The sequence below is a fragment of the Pseudomonas hygromyciniae genome, assembly GCF_016925675.1.
GTDB lineage: Bacteria > Pseudomonadota > Gammaproteobacteria > Pseudomonadales > Pseudomonadaceae > Aquipseudomonas > Aquipseudomonas hygromyciniae.
In genome coordinates, this window is record NZ_CP070506.1 from 342958 (window position 1) to 358251 (window position 15294).

Annotated in this window: 17 protein-coding genes and 1 pseudogene; 13 read left to right on the plus strand and 5 right to left on the minus strand. The window is 60.4% G+C overall.

Going from position 1 to position 15294, the window contains the following annotated elements; all coding sequences use genetic code 11:
- The first annotated feature begins 279 nt into the window (after positions 1 to 279).
- The 10 genes and pseudogenes from JTY93_RS01450 to JTY93_RS28820 all read left to right on the plus strand — a co-directional run.
- The gene (locus JTY93_RS01450; protein ID WP_205477902.1) at positions 280 to 1941 is read left to right on the plus strand and encodes an OFA family MFS transporter; all 1662 of its coding nucleotides are present in this window, start codon (positions 280 to 282) and stop codon (positions 1939 to 1941) included.
- 238 nt (positions 1942 to 2179) lie between these two features.
- Positions 2180 to 2773 (plus strand): imidazoleglycerol-phosphate dehydratase HisB, encoded by a 594-nt coding sequence (gene hisB / locus JTY93_RS01455; RefSeq protein WP_003218037.1) that lies wholly within the window; start codon positions 2180 to 2182, stop codon positions 2771 to 2773.
- The gene (gene hisH, locus JTY93_RS01460; RefSeq protein ID WP_205477903.1) at positions 2773 to 3411 is read left to right on the plus strand and encodes an imidazole glycerol phosphate synthase subunit HisH; all 639 of its coding nucleotides are present in this window, start codon (positions 2773 to 2775) and stop codon (positions 3409 to 3411) included. The genes hisB and hisH overlap by 1 nt, the downstream gene beginning before the upstream one ends.
- On the plus strand, positions 3411 to 3668 hold the full coding sequence (locus tag JTY93_RS01465; RefSeq protein WP_169991926.1) for a DUF2164 domain-containing protein: 258 nt from the start codon (positions 3411 to 3413) through the stop codon (positions 3666 to 3668). The genes hisH and JTY93_RS01465 overlap by 1 nt, the downstream gene beginning before the upstream one ends.
- Before the next feature lie 39 nt (positions 3669 to 3707).
- Positions 3708 to 4445: a 1-(5-phosphoribosyl)-5-[(5-phosphoribosylamino)methylideneamino]imidazole-4-carboxamide isomerase gene (gene hisA / locus JTY93_RS01470; protein WP_088425906.1), complete on the plus strand. Its 738-nt coding sequence runs from the start codon at positions 3708 to 3710 to the stop codon at positions 4443 to 4445.
- 9 nt (positions 4446 to 4454) lie between these two features.
- On the plus strand, positions 4455 to 5225 hold the full coding sequence (hisF, locus tag JTY93_RS01475) for an imidazole glycerol phosphate synthase subunit HisF (RefSeq protein WP_029295900.1): 771 nt from the start codon (positions 4455 to 4457) through the stop codon (positions 5223 to 5225).
- Between the two features lie 66 nt (positions 5226 to 5291).
- Positions 5292 to 6047, plus strand: a complete 756-nt coding sequence (locus JTY93_RS01480) for a substrate-binding periplasmic protein (protein WP_205477904.1) — start codon at positions 5292 to 5294, stop codon at positions 6045 to 6047.
- Positions 6048 to 6301: 254 nt separating this feature from the next.
- Positions 6302 to 6610, plus strand: a complete 309-nt coding sequence (locus JTY93_RS28810) for a transposase (RefSeq protein ID WP_012723623.1) — start codon at positions 6302 to 6304, stop codon at positions 6608 to 6610.
- Positions 6611 to 6618: 8 nt separating this feature from the next.
- Positions 6619 to 7341: an IS3 family transposase gene (locus JTY93_RS28815; protein ID WP_240357298.1), complete on the plus strand. Its 723-nt coding sequence runs from the start codon at positions 6619 to 6621 to the stop codon at positions 7339 to 7341.
- Positions 7310 to 7450: pseudogene (locus JTY93_RS28820) on the plus strand (IS3 family transposase); the annotation flags it as partial. The gene JTY93_RS28815 and the pseudogene JTY93_RS28820, both read left to right, overlap by 32 nt.
- On the opposite strand, the gene JTY93_RS01490 reads toward JTY93_RS28820, so the two are convergent.
- The 5 genes from JTY93_RS01490 to gpmI form a co-directional block, all read right to left on the minus strand.
- Entirely contained in the window at positions 7451 to 8566 is a 1116-nt protein-coding gene (locus JTY93_RS01490) for a Vps62-related protein (RefSeq protein WP_205477627.1), read from the minus strand. It abuts the pseudogene before it with no gap.
- 164 nt (positions 8567 to 8730) lie between these two features.
- Positions 8731 to 9504 (minus strand): divergent polysaccharide deacetylase family protein, encoded by a 774-nt coding sequence (locus tag JTY93_RS01495; protein ID WP_205477628.1) that lies wholly within the window; start codon positions 9502 to 9504, stop codon positions 8731 to 8733.
- Position 9505: 1 nt separating this feature from the next.
- Positions 9506 to 10813, minus strand: coding sequence for a S41 family peptidase (locus JTY93_RS01500; RefSeq protein ID WP_205477629.1), 1308 nt, complete (start codon positions 10811 to 10813; stop codon positions 9506 to 9508).
- 30 nt (positions 10814 to 10843) lie between these two features.
- Positions 10844 to 12130, minus strand: a complete 1287-nt coding sequence (locus tag JTY93_RS01505) for a murein hydrolase activator EnvC family protein (RefSeq protein WP_205477630.1) — start codon at positions 12128 to 12130, stop codon at positions 10844 to 10846.
- 248 nt (positions 12131 to 12378) lie between these two features.
- Positions 12379 to 13905, minus strand: a complete 1527-nt coding sequence (gene gpmI / locus JTY93_RS01510) for a 2,3-bisphosphoglycerate-independent phosphoglycerate mutase (RefSeq protein WP_205477631.1) — start codon at positions 13903 to 13905, stop codon at positions 12379 to 12381.
- Between the two features lie 151 nt (positions 13906 to 14056).
- On the opposite strand from gpmI, the gene JTY93_RS01515 reads away from it, so the two are divergent.
- Genes JTY93_RS01515 through secB form a run of 3 tightly spaced genes read left to right on the plus strand, consistent with a single transcriptional unit; the run spans position 14057 to position 15256 of the window.
- Complete coding sequence (locus tag JTY93_RS01515; protein WP_169991940.1) at positions 14057 to 14470, plus strand: rhodanese-like domain-containing protein; 414 nt, start codon at positions 14057 to 14059, stop codon at positions 14468 to 14470.
- Between the two features lies 1 nt (position 14471).
- Positions 14472 to 14726, plus strand: a complete 255-nt coding sequence (grxC, locus tag JTY93_RS01520) for a glutaredoxin 3 (RefSeq protein ID WP_029295908.1) — start codon at positions 14472 to 14474, stop codon at positions 14724 to 14726.
- A 44-nt stretch (positions 14727 to 14770) separates the two neighbouring features.
- Positions 14771 to 15256: a protein-export chaperone SecB gene (secB, locus tag JTY93_RS01525; RefSeq protein WP_029295909.1), complete on the plus strand. Its 486-nt coding sequence runs from the start codon at positions 14771 to 14773 to the stop codon at positions 15254 to 15256.
- Positions 15257 to 15294: the final 38 nt, after the last annotated feature.

Here is a 15294-nt window from a genome sequence, read left to right on the forward strand (position 1 = left end):
TCGATTTCAAAATTTAGCCGCAGAGTATAACGCCGGGAGGTCCGCGGCTGTTTACGCATCGTTACATAGTGTCAAACAAAACAGATGGGCTGAAAAAGGTAGTGTCAGTTTGGTTTCTCTCGCTGCGCCAAATGCTAATCTTTGCGCGTTCGCCCGCCTTCTGCGACGAAACGTCGCGCCTACAGGGAGCTTCACTCGACAAAACGGCCACGCATTGCGTGCAAAGGCCGAGGAGGAGAGCGCCTGGCGAACACAGACCAACAACTGGGGGAAACACCAATGAACACTAGCACTGCGGCCGGCAATTCTGCTGCGCAGCCTGCGTTCCTGTCCAAGGAACGCATCATCGCCAAGCCCGGTTTCAACCGCTGGCTGGTTCCGCCGGCCGCCCTGGCCATCCACTTGTGCATCGGCATGGCCTACGGCTTCTCGGTGTTCTGGCTGCCATTGTCCAAGGCGCTGGGCGTGACCGCACCGGTGGCCTGTGCACCGGACATGAGCTTTATCGCGCAGGTCTTCTCGTCGTCCTGCGACTGGCCGATCTCCATGCTGGGCTGGATCTACACCCTGTTCTTCATCTTCCTGGGCTGCTCGGCAGCGATCTGGGGCGGCTGGCTGGAACACGCCGGGCCGCGCAAGGCCGGTGTGGTCTCGGCACTGTGCTGGTGTGGGGGCCTGCTGATCTCGGCGCTGGGGATTTATACCCACCAGATCTGGCTGATGTGGCTCGGTTCGGGGGTGATTGGTGGTATCGGCCTGGGCCTGGGCTATATCTCGCCGGTGTCGACCCTGATCAAGTGGTTCCCGGACAAACGCGGCATGGCCACGGGCATGGCGATCATGGGCTTTGGCGGTGGTGCGATGGTCGGTGCGCCCCTGGCTGCAGCGCTGATGGGCCACTTTGCTTCGCCGACTGGCGTAGGCGTGTGGCAGAGCTTTTTGGTCATGGCCGCGATCTACTTCGTGTTCATGATCGGCGGCGCCTTGTCCTACCGCGTGCCGCCGACCGGCTGGAAGCCTGAGGGCTGGACCGCACCGGCGAAAAAAGCCAGTAATGCGATGATCACCCACCGTCACGTCCACGTGAACGTGGCCTGGAAAACCCCGCAATTCCGCCTGGTCTGGCTGGTGCTGTGCCTGAACGTATCGGCCGGTATCGGCATCCTGGGCATGGCGTCGCCGCTGTTGCAGGAAGTGTTCGGCGGCAAATTGCTGGGTGTGGATGTTCCGTTTGGCCAATTGGATGCCGGTCAACTGGCCTCCATCGCCGCTATTGCTGCGGGTTTCACCGGGTTGTTGAGCCTGTTCAACATTGGTGGGCGGTTCTTCTGGGCGTCGTTCTCCGACTACCTGGGCCGCAAGAACACCTACTTCGTGTTCTTCGCCCTGGGCTTTGCCCTGTACGCGCTGATCCCGAACCTCGGCCATCTGGGCAACGTCTCGCTGTTCGTGGCGGCGTTCTGCATCATCCTGTCGATGTACGGCGGCGGCTTCGCGACCGTGCCGGCCTACCTGGCGGACCTGTTCGGTACGCAAATGGTTGGTGCAATCCATGGTCGCCTGCTCACCGCCTGGGCGGCGGCCGGCGTGCTGGGCCCGGTGTTGGTGAACTACCTGCGTGAGTATCAATTGAGCATCGGCGTCGAGCGCGCCGCGGCCTATGACATCACCTTGTATATCCTTGCCGGCCTGCTGGTGCTGGGCTTTATCTGCAACCTGTTGGTACGCCCGGTGGCCGACAAGTACTTCATGACCGACGCCGAACTGGCTGCCGAACAGGCGCTGGGTCATGACAAGGGCGCCGATGCCACCACGTCCCTGGAGTGGAAAGCCGCTTCCGGCACCGTGCCATTGGCCATTGCGGCCTGGTTGGTGGTAGGTATTCCGCTGGCGTGGGGCGTGTGGGTGACCTTGCAGAAGACTGCAGTGCTGTTCCACTAACACCGCATAACCCGTGTGGGCCCGGTTCCTGTGGGAGCCGGGCTTGCCCGCGATAGAATCAGCTCGATGTAGCTGTGGTACTCAGGCGTCTGCATCCCAGGCAAGCCAGCTCCCGCACTTGTACTGACATGTCTATGCCCGACAGGCCGTCAGTCTTATCCCCTCCGATGTTTCTGTTTAGCGCCCACACCCCCTATAATGGCCACCTTTTTCGCCCAATGATTTTGCGGAGCTGGTGATGGCCGAACGTAAGGCGTCCGTCGAGCGCGACACTCTGGAAACCCAGATCAAAGCCTCGATCAACCTGGATGGCACCGGAAAGGCCCGATTTGATATCGGTGTCCCTTTTCTTGAGCACATGCTGGATCAAATCGCCCGTCATGGGCTGATCGACCTGGATATCGTCAGCAAGGGCGACCTGCATATCGACGACCACCACACCGTGGAGGATGTCGGTATCACCCTCGGCCAGGCGTTTGCCAAGGCCATCGGCGACAAAAAAGGCATCCGTCGCTACGGCCACGCCTATGTCCCGCTGGACGAGGCACTGTCGCGGGTGGTCATCGACTTCTCCGGCCGCCCAGGCCTGCAGATGCACGTGCCGTATACCCGCGCCACCGTAGGCGGCTTTGACGTGGACCTGTTCCAGGAGTTCTTCCAGGGCTTCGTCAACCACGCCCTGGTCAGCCTGCACATCGACAACCTGCGTGGCACCAACACCCACCACCAGATCGAAACCGTGTTCAAGGCTTTCGGCCGCGCCCTGCGCATGGCCGTGGAGCTCGATGACCGCATGGCCGGGCAAATGCCTTCGACCAAGGGCGTTCTGTAATGCAGACGGTCGCGGTTATCGACTACGGCATGGGCAACCTGCATTCGGTGGCCAAGGCCCTCGAACACGTAGGCGCCGGCAAGGTGCTGATTACCAGCGATGCCAAGGTGATCCGCGAAGCCGACCGGGTGGTGTTTCCCGGTGTAGGCGCGATTCGCGATTGCATGGCTGAAATCCGTCGCCTGGGCTTTGACAGCCTGGTGCGCGAAGTCAGCCAGGACCGGCCGTTCCTCGGGATCTGCGTGGGCATGCAAGCCTTGCTCGAACGCAGTGAAGAAAACGGCGGCGTCGACTGCATCGGCCTGTTCCCGGGGGATGTGAAGTTCTTCGGCAAAGACCTGCATGAAGACGGCGAACACCTGAAAGTCCCGCACATGGGCTGGAACGAAGTGCGCCGCACCGTCAACCACCCGCTGTGGCATGACATCCCGGACATGGCGCGTTTCTACTTCGTACACAGCTACTACATCGCCGCCGGTAACCCGCGCCAGGTGGTGGGTGGCGGGCACTATGGCGTCGATTTCGCCGCCGCGCTGGCCGAAGGCTCGCGCTTTGCCGTGCAGTTCCACCCGGAGAAGAGCCATACCCATGGCCTGCAGTTGCTGCAGAACTTCGCCAGTTGGGATGGGCGTTGGTAATGGCCAAGAAGATCAAGCCGCCGATCCTCAATCTCACTCCCCAGCAGGAGAGTGAGGCGACCGACAAGATCAAGCGTTTCATGGATGACCGCTTCGAGCTCAAGCTCGGGTCGTTCGAGGTGGCTGAGATCCTCGAACTGTTCACCACTGAAATTGCTCCGCACTATTACAACAGGGCGATTTTCGATGTGCAGACGCACCTTAAAGAAAGGTTCGAGAGCATCGAAAGCGACTTGTGGGCGCTCGAAAAACCCTGATTCTTCGAGCAATGCTGAATATCGAATAAGGTTTGCCAGATGCTGATTATCCCCGCTATCGATCTCAAGGACGGCGCTTGCGTACGTCTGCGCCAGGGCCGCATGGAAGATTCCACGGTGTTTTCCGATGACCCGGTCAGCATGGCTGCCAAGTGGGTGGAAGGCGGCTGCCGTCGCCTGCATCTGGTGGACTTGAACGGCGCCTTCGAAGGCCAGCCGGTCAATGGCGAAGTGGTCACCGCCATCGCCAAGCGCTACCCGAACCTGCCGATCCAGATCGGCGGCGGTATCCGCTCCCTGGAAACCATCGAGCACTACGTCAAAGCGGGCGTGAGCTACGTGATCATCGGCACCAAGGCCGTGAAAGACCCGGCCTTTGTCGCCGAGGCCTGCCGCGCGTTCCCGGGCAAGGTGATCGTGGGCCTGGACGCCAAGGATGGCTTCGTCGCCACCGACGGTTGGGCTGAGATCAGCACCATTCAGGTGATCGACCTGGCCAAGCAGTTCGAGGCAGACGGCGTGTCCGCCATCGTTTATACCGACATCGCCAAAGACGGCATGATGCAAGGCTGCAACGTGCCCTTCACCGCTGCCCTGGCGGCCGCCACCAAAATTCCGGTGATCGCTTCCGGTGGTATCCACAACCTGGGCGACATCAAGTCGCTGCTGGACGCCAAGGCGCCGGGGATCATCGGCGCCATCACTGGCCGCGCGATCTACGAGGGGACCCTGGACGTGGCTGAAGCCCAGGCTTACTGCGATGCCTACAAAGGCTGAGGACTGACCATGGCGCTGGCTAAACGCATCATCCCTTGCCTGGACGTCGACAACGGTCGCGTGGTCAAGGGCGTCAAGTTCGAGAACATCCGTGACGCCGGCGACCCGGTGGAAATTGCCCGTCGTTACGACGAGCAGGGTGCCGACGAGATTACCTTTCTTGACATCACCGCCAGCGTCGACGGCCGCGATACCACGCTGCATACGGTGGAGCGCATGGCCAGCCAGGTGTTTATCCCGCTGACCGTGGGCGGTGGCGTGCGCACCGTGCAGGATATCCGCAACCTGCTCAATGCCGGTGCGGACAAGGTCTCGATCAACACGGCCGCGGTGTTCAACCCGGAGTTTGTCGGCGAAGCCGCGCAGCATTTCGGTTCGCAATGCATCGTGGTCGCCATTGACGCCAAGAAAGTCTCCGGGCCGGGTGAACCTCCGCGCTGGGAGATCTTCACCCATGGCGGGCGCAAGCCTACCGGCCTGGATGCGGTGCAGTGGGCCATGAAGATGGAAGGCCTGGGCGCCGGTGAAATCCTGCTGACCAGCATGGACCAGGACGGCATGAAAAACGGCTTCGACCTGGGCGTGACCCGCGCCATCAGTGACGCGTTGGGCATTCCGGTGATCGCTTCCGGTGGTGTGGGCAACCTGCAACACCTGGCCGACGGCGTCATCGAAGGCCACGCCAGCGCGGTGCTGGCGGCGAGCATTTTCCACTTTGGCGAATACACCGTTCCCGAGGCCAAGGCCTACATGGCGGCGCGCGGCATCGTCGTACGCTAAACGTCACTGGACACCATGACAGGCTCGCGGCACTCTGGGGCCAGCCATGGATTCCGGTAACCCTTCATGCTCAAAGACCTGCTTCTTGCCCTCGCCAGTTCTTCCATTCTGTTGGCAGCTTCGGCCAATGCTGCCGAGCACTCGGCTGATTCTCTAGTGTTGCTGACGGAAAACTTTCCGCCCTACAACATGGCGAAAAACGGCAAGAACTTCGCCAGGGACGAGAACATCGAAGGCATCGCCGTGGACATCGTGCGCGAAACCTTCAAGCGCGCTGGCGTTTCCTACAGCCTTACGCTGCGTTTCCCCTGGGAGCGGATCTATAAACTCGCCCTGGAGCAACCTGGCTACGGGGTATTCGTCATGGCGCGCCAGCCGGATCGCGAAGCCTTGTTCAAGTGGGTCGGCCCTATCGGCCCGGACGATTGGGTGCTGTTGGCCAACGCTGACAGCAAGATCCAATTGACCGAAATTGAGCAGGCCCGGCGCTACAAGGTGGGTGCCTACAAGGGTGACGCGATTGCCCAGAGTCTGGAAAAACAAGGGCTCACACCTGTGGTCGTGCTCCGCGACCAGGACAATGCGCAAAAACTGCGGGATGGCCAGATCGATCTCTGGGCCACTGGCGATCCAGCCGGACGTTACCTGGCGCGGCAAGTCGGCATAACCGGGCTCAAGACCGTGCTGCGTTTCAACAGTGCCCAGCTGTACCTGGCCCTGAACAAAGACGTACCGGACGAAACCGTCGCCAAACTGCAAGCCGCGCTGGATCAGCTCCGTAAAGAGGGCGTGGTAACCGAGATCATGGGGCGCTATCTCTAGCGGTTCATGAGGCAGGCGCTGGCAGTGGCCTGCACGTGACCTCGCATTCCCGGGCCGGTGGGTATTCGCTCCAATACACACTGTCACCATCGGTGTAGCTGATGCTCGTTGCTACTTGCGTACCGTTTTCTCGTAGCAACTTGTAGTCGCTTTGCACCAGATAGACGGCTACCGCCTTGTGCGCGGGCTTGAACTGGCCTAATGATCCCGGACACCTCTTAAGGGCGATATGATTCGCCCAACCAGGAGGTTCCATGCAAGAACGAAAGACCTACACCCGCGAGTTCAAGCAACGTGCTGCAAGCATGGTTCTTGATGATAACTGCTCAGTTCCTGACGTCTGTGCATCGATGGACGTTGGCCCTACGGCTCTGCGCCGCTGGGTTGATCAGGTTCGTAAAGAACGTCAGAAAGGGCAGCCAGTGGCAGGTACCAAAGCAATCAGCGACGAACAGCGAGAGCTTCAACAGCTGCGAGCCAAGGTCAAGCGCCTGGAGACCGAGGCTGAAATCTTAAAAAAGGCTACGGCTCTCTTGATGTCGGATCCCGATCGTTTTTCCTGATCGAGGAGCTGAGGGAGTCGAGCTCATATCCGACCCGTCTGCTTTGTAGTGCGCTGGGCGTTTCCCGCAGCGCGTTTTATGACTGGCTTAAGCGTCGCTCAGCGCCGAATGCCAAGCGTGACGCGCTCAGAGCAAAAGTCGTGCAACTGCATGTCGAAAGCCGGGGAAGTGCAGGCGCGCGGATGATCTCTCAGCACTTGAAGGCCCAGCAGATCAAGGTGGGACGGCATCTGGCCGGAAGACTCATGGCGGAGGCAAACCTGGCCAGCAGACAGCGCCGCCGCCATCAGTATCGCTCTAGAGGCGTCGAAGCATTTGTGGCCAAGAACCTGCTCGAGCGTAACTTCGAGCCAACCGCAATCAATCAGGTCTGGTGCGGCGACGTTACCAGCCTGATGGTTGGGAAGCGCTGGTATCACTTGGCAGCGGTCATTGATCTGTTCGCCCGTCGAATCGTTGGCTGGGCGTTTTCTCTGGTCAATGACGCCAACCTGGTTAGCAGAGCGCTGAGAATGGCGGTGGAGGTTCGAGGCAAACATGCAGGCTTGATGTTTCATTCGGATCAAGGCTGCCAATACACCAGCCAGCTCTTTCAGTCCGCACTGCTGGAGCATGGGATAGCGCAAAGCATGAGCCGTAGGGGGGCAGTGCTGGGACAACGCGCCAACAGAGCGTTTCTTCGGGACACTCAAATCAGAGTGGGTGCCCACCAAGGGCTACACAACAGTTGAAGAAGCCAGGCAGGATATGACCAGCTTCTTCATGCGATACAACCGAATCAGGCTCCACAGCTACAACAACTACCTGTCGCCAATAGCCATGGAGCAGCAGTCGGCTTAATTACCGTAGTCGGTGTCCGGAAAAACTTGACCAGAACAGCACCGTGGCGTTGACTTCAAAAGCGGTCGAGGTGGTCCATCCATCGGAGGACGTTTGCGTGTGCGTGAGGCCACCGCTGAGTTTTGCCGAGACCTTGCCCGAAGCGCCCCACACGTTGAAACCCCACTCAGTGCCAATTTCGATGGCGGTGGTGTGGGTCAGTGTCTTCAGGCTACTGCCGTTTTGCCCTCGCGTAGCGGTCCATTTGAAGGACTGGTTCAGCGAGCTTCTGTTATGACCAAACCCGACCAATATGTATTTGTCCGCTCTCTCCAGGCGGTAAGTGGGGGACGTACGCAGTTGTTGGAGGGGCGACAGGTTGGGGTCCTTGACGGTAAACCAGGCCAGTTTTGCGATATGGGTGACTTCGGCCTTCTCGAAGGGCGAAGGCTGTTGCTCGCCTGCAAGCGCCGGCGCCGGAGGCGGGACACTGACCTGCAGGGGGATCTGCATGCGCAATGAGTAAGCGGCAATGTGTACCGAGGGTTTGGTATAGCTGGCGGCGCCGACAAAGGTTCCTGCCGACAGGTACACCTCGCCTGCCGCTGCCCCTGGCGGGCTGATGCTCCAGGCGCTGAAGTCCAGCCGGGCCGGGCTGCGCCTGTTGTTCCAGATCAGGTCGCTGATGTATGAGGCAATCACCAGATCAGCCCGAACGCACCGAACCGTGTTGCGTGAAGGTTTGTCGTAGCCATCGGTGGCCACGAGCCCCATTGCCACATAGCCGGTGGGCGGGAGCGGGCGCCAGATGGCCCCGTTGGAATGGGCCTGGGAGCCTTTGTCATCCCACACCTTTTCGAATTCATCGGGCGGCATGAGCGCCTTGCCTTTAGTGCGCTCTTCTTCGGTTTGCGCAGGGGCCTCCGAAACCACGGCGACTACGGTTTTCTGGTTGATATCGCTGTGTCCTGCAACTGCATGGTCGCCAAGCGGGAAATAGTCCGTCAGGAAGTCGGCGGACGGTACCGGCCGCCAAAAACCGACGGGTGATGCGTTGGGTGAACCCTTGTTGTTCCACAGCCGAGTGAACTGGGTTGTGAAGTTGATGAGCAGGTTGCCAAATTTTATCGATTCCATTCGCAGGTCTCAGTGCTTGGTGATTTTTTGGCACGACACGTCCGCCATCGAGCGGCTAGCTCTACTGCTGAAAAAAGGTGTGGGGAGATATTCATGGGCATCCTGATAGTTGAACGTTGTCCGTTCACTATTCAGGTGTTCACGTGCGCCGGTGCGGTAGCTATCTAGCGGTAGATACCATTTTTGCCGTGGCCGCCCATGGCCTGGTTGCTGCGCACACTGATCATCAACTTGATATCAATCCACTCGATGCCCTGGGCCTTGAGCTTGGGCAGCTCGCGCTCCAATACCGCCAGGGTCTGTGGATAAGGGTGGCCGATCATCACCGCCGAGCCCTGTTTGTGGGCCAGCTTGATAGCGGTCTGCAACTGCGTGGTGATAGCCGCTTCGGTACGTTCGTCATCCAGAAATACATCCCGTGAGACGTGGGCCAGGTTGATCTTCTGTGCCTCGGCGGCGGCCACGGTCTTGGCGCTGGTGCGGCTGTCGACGAAGAACTTGTGCCGACGTTGCAGTTCACCCATCAGCCAAGCCATGGCGCCCGGCTCGGCGGTCATGCGGCTGCCCATGTGGTTGTTGATGCCGGCGGTGTAGGGCACGGCCTTGAACGCTGCATCCAGGCGCTTGCCCAGTTCTTCGATGGGCAGCTCGGGGTGCCAGGCGAACGGGCCGGTGGCCGGGTCCATGGGCATGTGCAGAATCACGATCTTGCCGGCGCGATGGGCCTCGCGGGCGAATTCGGCGGCATGCGGGGTATCGGGCATGATCGCCGCCGTCACCGGGCCGGGAAGGGCCAGTACGCGACGATCCCGGGGCAGGTTTTGCCCAAGGTCGTCGATAATCAGGGTCAGGTAGGCTTTGTGGGGCTTGTCGGCAGGGGTCGCTTGGGCGACTCCTGCCAGGCTGCACACTATTGCAAGGATTAGAGCAATACGCATATCAACGGCTGCGCGTAATGCTCAAGCCCTTGAGCAGGCTCAACGCCTGGGCCAGTTGGTAGTCGTCGTCCTGCGGCATCGGCTTGGCTTTCGGGCCGCTGCCGGTTGGCTGGTCGGCACCGCCGTTGCCATTGCCCAGGTGACCTTGCAGGTCAGCTTCCTTGAAGTACTCGGTGTCGCTCTCGTTGGTGATCTTGGCCCGACGAACCTCGATATCCGGCACGATGCCCTGGGCCTGGATCGAGCGACCATTAGGCGTGTAGTACAGCGCCGTGGTGATCTTCAGCGCACGCTCGTTGTTCAGCGGCAGCACGGTTTGCACCGAGCCTTTGCCAAAGCTGGTGGTGCCCATCAGCACTCCGCGTTTCTGGTCTTGCAGGGCGCCGGCGACGATTTCCGAGGCCGAGGCGCTGCCGCCGTTGATCAGCACCGCCAGCGGGACGTTTTCGCTGAGGTCCTTGCCGGTGGCCGAGAAGCGCAACTCGGAGTTGGCGATGCGGCCCTTGGTGTAGACGATCAGGCCCTTGGTAATGAAATGGTCGACCACTTCCACTGCCGATTGCAGCACACCGCCGGGGTTGTTGCGCAGGTCCAGCACGATACCGTTGAGCTTCTTGCCGTTGTCCTTGCGCAGCTTGGCCAGGGCCTTGGCCACTTCGTCGCCGGTCTTGACCTGGAACTGGGTGATGCGGATATAGCCGTAGCCCGACTCCAGCAACTGGCTCTTTACGCTCTTGACCACGATGGTGGCGCGGGTCAGCGTCACGTCAAACGGGCTGCCGCCGTCGCGTACCAGGGTCAGGGTGATTTTCTGGCCAACCTTGCCGCGCATCTTGTCGACGGCTTCGGTCATGGTCTGGCCGCGGGTCGGCTGGCCATTGATCTTGACGATCAGGTCGCCAGCCTGGATACCGGCCTTGGACGCCGGGGTGTCGTCGATGGGCGACACCACCTTGATGATGCCGTCTTCGGCACCGACTTCGATGCCCAGGCCGCCAAATTCGCCGCTGGTGCTTTCCTGCAGCTCGGCGAAATCTTCCGGGCCCAGGTAGGCAGAGTGCGGGTCGAGGTTGCTGAGCATGCCTTTGATGGCATTTTCCAGCAGGGTCTTGTCGTCCACGGGTTCGACATAGGCTGCCTTGATCCGGTCCATGACCTCGGCAAAGGTGCGCAATTCGTCCAGCGGTAGCGGCGCCTTGGTGGTCGCGGCCGTGGCTGACGGGGCGGTCTGGTCGGCGAATGCCATAGGCGCGCCGATCACCAGGGCGATCGTCAGGGCCAGCGAAGTGAGGCGGGACAAATGCAGCATGTCGAACGAACTCCTAATGTAGATGCGGCCCTATCCTTGGGCGCGACACCATTGTGCAGGGTCGCTTGGGCGGCCCTGCTGACGAATAGCGAAGTACAGCGCCGGGGTGTCCTGGCCGCCACTGTTACCGACAGTGGAGATGGATTCACCGGCTTTTACAACATCACCTGCGGCCTTGAGCAATGTTTGATTGTGGCCGTAAAGGCTCAAATAGCCATTACCGTGGTCGAGAATCACCAGCAAACCGGCGCCGCGCAGCCAATCGGCGAACACCACGCGCCCACCGTGGACGGCGTGTACCTGGCTGCCCGCAGAGGCGCTGATCATCACGCCGTCCCACTTGGTGCGGGTGTCATCGCCACGGGTTTCACCAAAGCGTGCCAGTAATCGACCATCAACTGGCCATGGAAGTTTGCCTCGGGCAGTAGCAAAAGGCCCGCCAAACGATTCGCCGGCACTGGAAACCAATGGGCCAGGCGCTGCACGCGCCGGTTTGCGCGGGGCGTCGGTGGCGAGCGCCTCGGCTTCACGCTGGCGCTTTTTTTCCGCTTCCTGCTGGGCGATCAGCGCTTTTTGTCGCGCTTGCTCCGCCTCGCGGGCCTGGCGCGCCAGGGTTTCCTCGATGGTTTTCAGCACCTTGGCCAGGTCGGCCTGGTCCTGTTGCCGTGCTTGCAGCTTGGCATCACGGGCTTTTACGTCACTGTTGAGCTTGGCGAGTGCCTGCTGACGTTCCTTGCGCACCTTATCCAGCTCATCGCGCTGGCTGTCCAGACTGCTTTTCTGGTCCAGAAGCTGGTTTTGCTGGTCGGCGATTTCCTGCTCGACGTTCGCCAACTGGCGCAGGGTCTCATTGAAGCTCTTGAGTTGCTCCAGGCGCGCGGTGCTCAGGTAGTCGTAGTAGGTCAGGGTGCGGGCGAATTTTTCCGGGTTCTGCTGGTTGAGCAGCAGCTTGAGGTATTCCTGGCGGCCGTTCTGGTAGGCGGCACGGGCCTGGATTGCGATCAGGCGTTGCTGTTCAACGCGCGCGCTCTGGAGTTTTTTTTTCTCACCGTCGAGCCGCTCCAGTTCCGACTCGCTCTTCTTTAGTTCTTTTTGCAGCTCCTGGACCTGCTTCTCCAGCTTGCCCATTTCGGTTTCCGTGCCGCGCAGGTCTTTCTGCACCCCGGATTTTTCTTCCTGGAGCTTGCCGAGCAGTTTCTTCAGCTCGGTAATGTCCTGACGCGTAGCGTCCAACTGTTGTTGGGTTTGCGCACGCTCGTCGGCCATAGCCGGTTGGAGCACGCAGACAAGAGCAAGGGTAATCAAGGCGCGAAGCATAGAGGCGGGCGACACCAGGGAAAGGGACGGCCTAGTATGCCCGCCCCACGCTGCAAAAAAAACGTCCAATGGGTAAGTTAACTGCCGTGTGGCGGGGTATGGCTAAACGCCATGCTCAAAAACACCACAAAACAATGTGGGAGCGGGCTTGCTCGCGATGGCGGTGGATCAGTTAGAAATGTATCAACTGACACTCCGCTATCGCGAGCAAGCCCGCTCCCACATGGGGTTTGTGGTGGGTTTGAAAATCAGACCAGAATCGAGGTGCCGGTCATCTCGGCAGGCTTCTCCAACCCCATCAGCATCAGCATGGTCGGCGCCACATCGGCCAGCACGCCGCCTTCGCGCACCTTGAAGTCGCGCTTGCCGACATAAATGAACGGCACCGGCTCGGTGGTGTGGGCGGTATGGGCCTGGCCGGTGGATTCATCGGACATCTGCTCGCAGTTGCCGTGGTCAGCGGTGATCAGCGCTTCGCCGCCGACCTTCTCCAGCGCGTCGACGATTCGGCCTACGCACAAGTCCAGGCATTCCACGGCCTTGATCGCCGCTTGCAGGTTGCCGCTGTGGCCGACCATGTCGCCGTTGGCGTAGTTGACCACGATCACGTCATAGCGCTGGTGTTCGATGGCGTCGACGATCTTGTCGGTGACTTCCGGTGCGCTCATTTCCGGCTGCAGGTCGTAGGTGGCGACTTTTGGCGACGGGATCAGGATGCGCTCTTCGCCGGGGAACGGTTCTTCGCGCCCGCCGGAGAAGAAGAAGGTGACGTGGGCGTATTTCTCGGTCTCGGCAATGCGCAGCTGGGTCTTGCCGTTTTTGGCGAGGTAATCGCCCAGCACGTTTTCCAGGCTACCCGGTGCGAAGGCTGACGGGGCCGGGATGCTGGCGGCGTATTGGGTCAGCATCACGAACTCGACTTTCGGCTGGCGCGCCCGCTCGAAGTCTTTGAAACCGTCATCGACGAACACATGGCTCAGTTCGCGGGCACGGTCGGCGCGGAAGTTCATGAACACCACGGCGTCGCCATCTTCGACTTTCACCGGCTCGCCGATGGTGGTGGCCTTGACGAACTCATCGCTCTCGCCGCGAGCGTAGGCCGCTTCCAGGCCTTGCTGGGCGGTAGCCGCGTTGAATTGGGCGTTGCCGTCGACGATCAGGTTGTAGGCCTGGGACACGCGGTCCCAGCGGTTGTCGCGGTCCATGGCGAAATAGCGGCCGACCAGGCTGGCGATGCGGCCCTTGCCGAGGGCGGCGAAGGCGGCGTCCAGCAGCTCGATGGACGATTGCGCGCTTTTGGGCGGGGTGTCGCGGCCATCGAGGAAGGCGTGCAGGTAGATCTTCTCGGCGCCGCGCTTGTAGGCCAGTTCGGCCATGGCCACTAGGTGATCTTGGTGACTGTGTACGCCACCGTCGGACAGCAGGCCCATGAAATGCACGGCTTTACCGGCGGCGACGGCTTTATCCACCGCGGCGCAGATGGTCGGGTTCTCGAAGAACTCGCCATCGCGGATGGCTTTGGTCACGCGGGTGAAGTCCTGATATACCACTCGTCCGGCGCCAAGGTTCATATGGCCGACTTCAGAGTTGCCCATCTGGCCGTCCGGCAGGCCGACGTCCATGCCCGATCCTGAGATCAGGCCATTGGGTACGTTGGCGCAGAGGCGGTCCAGTACGGGCTTGTTCGCCGCGAGTACGGCGTTGTCGTGGGGGTTTTCACTGTGACCGAAGCCATCGAGAATCATCAGGACCAAAGGTTTAGGCGTGGTAGTCATAGATCCTCTCGCGGCGGTATTAAAGGAAGGCGATTGAAAAGGGAGTGGCAGTTTAAAGCGAAGTTCCGATGCCGTCACCGCTTTACGGGGGTTGGCCCCCCATGGCGGCTGTGTATACTTACCGCCATTTTAACGCCCTGGAACCTCCTTGATGGTTGATCACCTGATTGCATTTGCTACCTCTCACTATCTGCTGGTCGGTGCCTTCGTCGTACTGCTGGCGCTGCTGATTGCTCATGAAGTGAGCCGTGGCGGCCGTAGCCTCAGCACCGCCGAGCTGACCGCGCTGGTCAACAAGGACCAGGCCGTTGTCGTCGACATCCGTCCGGCCAAGGACTTTGCCGCCGGCCATATCGTTGGCGCGCTGAATATTCCCCAGGACAAGCTGATCGCCCGCATCGCCGAACTGGAAAAGCACAAGGCCAAGACCATTATCCTGGTCGACGCCCAGGGCCAGCACTCCGGTGGCCATGCCCGCGAAATGCTGAAAAGCGGTTTCACCGCCGCCAAGCTGTCGGGTGGTATCTCCAGCTGGCGCGCCGATAACCTGCCGTTGGTGAAGTGATATGAGCCAGGTTGTCGTTTATTCCAGCGATTATTGCCCCTATTGCACGCGAGCCAAGCAGTTGCTCCAGAGCAAAAAGGTTGCCTTCGACGAGATCAAGGTCGATGGCAAGCCCCAGGTACGTGCCGAGATGGCCCAGAAGGCGGGGCGCACCTCTGTGCCGCAAATCTGGATCGGTACCCAGCATATCGGTGGATGCGACGACCTGTTCGCCCTGGAGCGCGCCGGTAAACTGGATGCGCTGCTTCACGTCTGACTCCAAAACCCTAAAAGACCCCAAGATCAAGAAGGATCTGCGAGATGACTGACCAACCGAACACCGAAGCGGCAGCAGAAGAGGCTCAAGGCCCACAATTTTCCCTGCAGCGTATCTACGTGCGTGACCTGTCGTTCGAAGCGCCGAAAAGCCCGGCGATCTTCCGTCAGGAGTGGACTCCAAGCGTCGGCCTGGACCTCAACACCCGTCAGAAGCAGCTGGAAGGCGACTTCCACGAAGTCGTGCTGACCTTGTCGGTCACCGTGAAGAACGGTGAAGAAGTGGCCTTCATCGCTGAAGTGCAACAGGCCGGTATCTTCCTGATCCAGGGTCTGGACGATGCGTCCATGAGCCACACCCTGGGCGCGTTCTGCCCGAACATCCTGTTCCCGTATGCCCGCGAGACCCTGGACAGCCTGGTCACCCGTGGCTCGTTCCCGGCCCTGATGCTGGCCCCGGTGAACTTCGATGCCCTGTATGCGCAAGAGCTGCAGCGCATGCAACAGGAAGGCGCACCGACGGTTCAGTAAGTCGACGATGCATAAAAAGCGCCATCACTGGCGCTTTT